Below are 5142 nucleotides of genomic sequence, written 5' to 3' on the forward strand. Positions count from 1 at the left end.
CGGTAGTGAGGGATTTAGCGATACCCAGGCAGTGCTTGGTCTGAAGCTGCTCTTTTAACGCTTAACCCCGCGCATTCTGCAGGATGTGCGGGGTTGTCTCTATCATCAACACCTCCCTGAACTATTAACGAAAAGTGTGAATTAATAGACTGCATCACTCTATTACCTGACGAATAACGCAGGAAACCTCCGTTACAAGGTAATTAAAGCGATTTATCTCAGGCGCGTTGAGATCAAATAATTCCACTCCATTTGCGTGATAAATGTATTGGACACTTTTAATCCACCTGATATTCAGACCAATCGTTATTAAGGGAACGCGATGCTTATTAATTCATCGTCCTCCACCACGAAAAGACGCGCGGAGCACCGTTTTCACATGCCCGAGGAAATCCGGCATTTAGGGGAAATGCCGCTGTTCAGAGCCGTTGCCTGGTGGGGATTTCTGCGCAATAAAGAATTTTCACGCAATGACGTAAGCCAGGCATTTCATATTGACCTGCGCCGGGCCAGCGGGATACTGCATTATCTTTGTCACCGCTACGATAAACACGACATCGAATTCAGCGTTCGCAAAACGGCAGTACGGGGCGGGCATTGTCAGCTATTAGTCAAAATACATTCACCGGCGACGGCGGGGAACTTAACAGCACCGCCTGCCAAAGCGACACCTGCAACTCGTCAGGTAAAGAAGAGTACCGCAACGGACGATCGTCAGCTTTCACACTGGCTATTATCACGACCAACCGGGAATAATGAAGCGAAGCTGGCCGCCTGGAAAGCAGCCTGTCCGCTGAGAGAGTGAGATCAGGACTGGCGACGCGCAATCACGAACAAGCGCGGAAACGCCAGTAATATCTGGCCATCTTCCTGAAGTGGGTATTGCTCTTGTAAAAGCTGATGATAACGCTCCAGGAACCGTTGCTGTTCGTGTTCATTGAGATCCTGCATCCAGGGGCGCAACCCTGTGGCACTGACCCAGTCAATAATCGCCTGATGGGAACGCATCCTGTGATAATAGGTTGTGCGCCAGATATCCACTTCGCATCCCGCTTCGCTCAGAATGTCGTAGTAAGCGTGAACACCGGGCAGGGCGTCACGACCGCGATTCGGATAATCCTGTTCATAAGCCACTTCACGCATCAGCACGTGCGTAGGTTCCAGCCAGTTATCCGGCATTTGCACGGCCAGAATGCCGTTATCATTCAGCAGGGTGACCAGGCGGGGAAACAGATCATAGTGATCGGGGATCCACTGTAGGGAGGCATTGGCATAAATGACATCGGGCGGTGTGACGGGTTGAAACTGACGAATATCCGCTTCAACAAAGTGACAATTTGGCAAAGCCGTTCGCGCCTCATCCAGCATCGCTGGAGAGGTATCTACACCGGTAATACTCGCTCCAGGCCAGCGGCTTTGGAGTAACGCCGTACTGTTACCGGGGCCGCATCCCAAATCAACCACGGAAGAGACATGCTCAAGTTGAATTCTGGCCAGCAGTTCAGCGGCGGGTCTTGAACGTTCTGCGCCATACTGCATATACAGCGCCGGATTCCAGTCGGACATCAGTAATTCTCCTGTCAATGGTTCAACTAAGTGTGCATAAGGTATGAACTATACTAGTTTAGTATTGGCAGCGACTGGGAAGGAAATTCCTTATGAATAAACCAGATATCAAAGGTGGTATCGACATTGCGATGAAGGTCCCATCACATCAGTATCAACAGACGATTGATTTTTATCGCAATGTTATTGGATTACCGGAAATTATTGATAAGCCGCCGGCAGTCGGATTCGAACTCGGACCGAACAGGCTCTGGATTGATGAAGCGCCGGGACTCAGTCAGGCTGAACTCTGGCTGGAATTATTCACGCCCAATTTCAGCGCTGCCGAAAAATATGTTGAACAATGTGGCGTGGTCCGTTGTGACGCAGTCGAACCGTTACCCAACGGTTTCAAGGGCGGCTGGATCATGACTCCGTGCAACATTGTCCATATGCTAAGAGAGCCAGAGGCCTGGTGAATGTAATTCATTGGAGAGGCTGCAGCGAATTCTGTTTGTAGGCATCAGGAACTGGCGAGAACGCTTGTAATCAGCAGGACAAATGACGACCGTGAAATGGCAGATTCTGTCTTAATCTTTATTGGTGCGCATAATGTATATTATGTTAAATGCAATATCACCAACCGCACTGTACCGGTGTCTGAGTCATTCTCTGCTGTATTGGCCTTCAGAACCGCTCTGGTTTTCACTCATACTCAGCGAGATGCGTTCTGGTGATTCATAAACACATTTTTAAGATGTTGAACAAATCATTCCTCTCCGCTAGCCTGTTTATTGTACGCCTCACCCCTTCTCCGGCTTGACTTAACGTCGATTAGGAACAAAATAATTTCTCTTTTGTGTTAACCGGATGACTGGCCTATATGGATATCTGTTCTCGTGCCGTTTGCTCTCTGTCTCGCGTTAAAAAAATCAGTACGTTGGTTGTCGCAACGATCTTTCTGGCGAGTTGTTCATCAAAGCCGCCTGTCTCACTGGTGACGCCGCCAAAATCGACGCCGACATCGCCGTATAAGACGCAAAAACTGAATGTGCCTGTTCGCGGCGTGTGGCTGGCGACGGTTTCCCGTCTTGACTGGCCGCCGGTTGCATCCGTGAATGTCAGTAGCGCCACCACGCGGATCGCCATGCAAAAGAAAGCCCTAACAGACAAACTCGATAATTTACAGTCACTGGGTATAAATACGGTCTTCTTCCAGGTTAAACCTGACGGCACCGCCCTTTGGCCGTCATCCATTTTACCGTGGTCGGACATGCTCACCGGGAAGATTGGTGAAAATCCGGGCTACGATCCGCTCCAGTTCATGCTCGATGAAGCGCACAAACGTGGTATGCGCGTTCACGCCTGGTTCAACCCTTATCGCGTCTCCACCAATGTGAAACCGTCAACGGTGAATGAACTGAACCGTACCGTGTCGCTTCAGCCAGCCAGCGTGTTTGTCCTCCATCGCGACTGGATCCGTACCGCCGGTGACCGCTATGTTCTCGACCCGGGGATCCCGGAGGCCCGTGACTGGATAACCAGTATCGTGGCTGAAGTGGTGAAACAGTATCCGGTGGATGGCGTCCAGTTTGACGACTATTTCTACGCTGAATCCCCCGGTTCCGCGCTGAACGACAACCTGACCTTCCGGCGCTACGGCCAGGGCTTTAGCTCAAAGGCGGACTGGCGTCGGCATAACACTCAACTATTAATTGAACAGGTTTCGCGGACGATCAGACAGATCAATCCGGACGTGGAGTTTGGCGTCAGTCCAGCCGGTGTCTGGCGGAACCGTTCGCACGATCCGGCCGGATCGGATACCCGTGGCGCTGCCGCTTATGATGAGTCGTATGCTGACACGCGGCTTTGGGTTCAACAAGGCCTGCTGGACTATATCGCACCGCAAATTTACTGGCCCTTCTCTCGTGATGCGGCACGTTATGATGTGCTGGCAAAATGGTGGGCGGACGTCGTGAAACCGACAAAAACGCGGCTCTATATTGGCGTTGCGTTGTATAAGGTCGGCGAGCCCTCTCGCAATGAACCGGACTGGACGGTCAATGGCGGCGTTTCGGAACTGAAGAAACAGCTCGATTTAAATGAATCAATGCCACAAATCAGCGGCACGATTTTGTTCAGAGAAAACAATCTCAACCAACCGCAGGCCCAGCAGGCTGTCAGTTACCTGAGAAATCGCTGGTCTAAGTGACACTGTAACGTAAAGAGAGACATCGATCTCTCTTTGCGTCGCCATTTAGGTTCCGTTTCCAGTCCCCGCGCTCGCTCCGTCATTGCCCGTTGTCATCATTTAACGCCTCAACAGGCGGGATAGCATTATTTATGCCAGTGATACGCTTCAGGATAGTGTAATGATTAAATGGGATATCTAAGAGAAAAAGATTATTCAAGCCTCCACTGATACGTGATTATTATTACCCGCAGTCAAAACGGGATTTATTACGTAATGATGACCATATCGCTCAAAAAACTCTCATATCATTTTATGAATTGAAAAAATGCTGACATTAAAAGAGAGTGTGAGCTACCTTACAGGGGGACATGATTCCTCTCAACGATCAAACGGATGGACTATACTTTTCAGACGTTGATGCGTTTAAAAAGTCGCTTAAAAAGGATTTTTCTTGCTACTTTTGGCTATATCCATAATTGTTTCAGGCTTACTTCACCGGAATGAATGAAAATATGGCTTAAGGCATTACACTATTTCATTAATGTCACCTTGCACGCTTTCAGGTGTTTTATGTTTTAGATTCATCTTACTATCCAGATTGTGCATTTGAGCCAGGCAAAATGTTGTTCGCTAACCACTGTAAGGATCTTCACCATGGAGATGTATCTTAAAAGAATGAAAGACGAATGGGTCGCGCTGGTTGAACAGACCGACCCTCACATTCGCAGACTCGCTTCTGAGATAGCGATCGCCCATGCCCATGCTTTAAGCATTGAGTTTTATCGTATTGTTCTCGCCGATCCGCATGCTGAGGAGTTTTTGAGTAATGAACAGGTTGAGCGCCAACTCAAAAGCGCACTTGAAAAGTGGATTGTGGATGTGCTCTCCAGTGAAGTCGACAATATTGATGAACTGATAAAAATACAGCATACGGTAGCTGAAGTGCATGCGCGTATTGGTATTCCGGTGGAACTGGTTGAAATGGGTTTTCGCGTACTGAAGAAAATTCTCTATCCGATCATCATTGACAGCCACCATGAAGCGACACATAAGCTGCTTGTCTACCACTTCTCCATTAACAGTATTGATCTGGCGATGGAAGTCATGTCCAGAGCCTTCTCCTTTAGTGAAAGTACCGCAGCAAAAGAAGATGAAAACTACCGTATTTTTTCTTTGCTGGAAAACGCAGAAGAAGAGAAAGAGCGTCAAATCGCCGCGTTACTGTCGTGGGAAATGGACATTATCTATAAGGTCTTACTCGACTCCGATCTCGGCAACAGCCTGCCGCTAAGCCAGGCGGATTTTGGTTTGTGGTTTAATCATAAAGGACGTCATTATTTCAGTGGTATTGCGGAAGTCGGTCACATCTCACGACTGATTCAGGACTTTGACGGCGTGTTTCA

5 protein-coding genes are annotated in these 5142 nt (G+C 48.7%); 4 read left to right on the forward strand and 1 reads right to left on the reverse strand.

The features are described 5' to 3' along the window. Positions 1-379 precede the first annotated feature (379 nt). Positions 380-805: a CaiF/GrlA family transcriptional regulator gene (locus AB7E14_RS20360; protein ID WP_080721897.1), complete on the forward strand. Its 426-nt coding sequence runs from the start codon at positions 380-382 to the stop codon at positions 803-805. Positions 806-807: 2 nt separating this feature from the next. Here the strand turns inward: AB7E14_RS20360 and tam are convergent, their stop codons facing one another. Further along, positions 808-1566, reverse strand: a complete 759-nt coding sequence (tam, locus tag AB7E14_RS20365) for a trans-aconitate 2-methyltransferase (RefSeq protein WP_058588061.1) — start codon at positions 1564-1566, stop codon at positions 808-810. A gap of 92 nt (positions 1567-1658) precedes the next feature. On the opposite strand from tam, the gene AB7E14_RS20370 reads away from it, so the two are divergent. The 3 genes from AB7E14_RS20370 to AB7E14_RS20380 all read left to right on the forward strand — a co-directional run. Beyond that, a complete protein-coding gene (locus tag AB7E14_RS20370; protein ID WP_428169865.1) occupies positions 1659-2024 on the forward strand; it encodes a hypothetical protein in 366 nt (121 codons plus the stop codon). Between the two features lie 404 nt (positions 2025-2428). Next, entirely contained in the window at positions 2429-3757 is a 1329-nt protein-coding gene (locus AB7E14_RS20375; protein WP_316961655.1) for a glycoside hydrolase family 10 protein, read from the forward strand. 636 nt (positions 3758-4393) lie between these two features. Continuing rightward, on the forward strand, positions 4394-5142 hold a 749-nt coding region (locus AB7E14_RS20380; protein WP_428169866.1), incomplete at its 3' end, for a protoglobin domain-containing protein.

Origin of the sequence: Citrobacter sp., from assembly GCF_050252275.1 — a bacterium.
Lineage (GTDB): Bacteria > Pseudomonadota > Gammaproteobacteria > Enterobacterales > Enterobacteriaceae > Citrobacter_A > Citrobacter_A amalonaticus.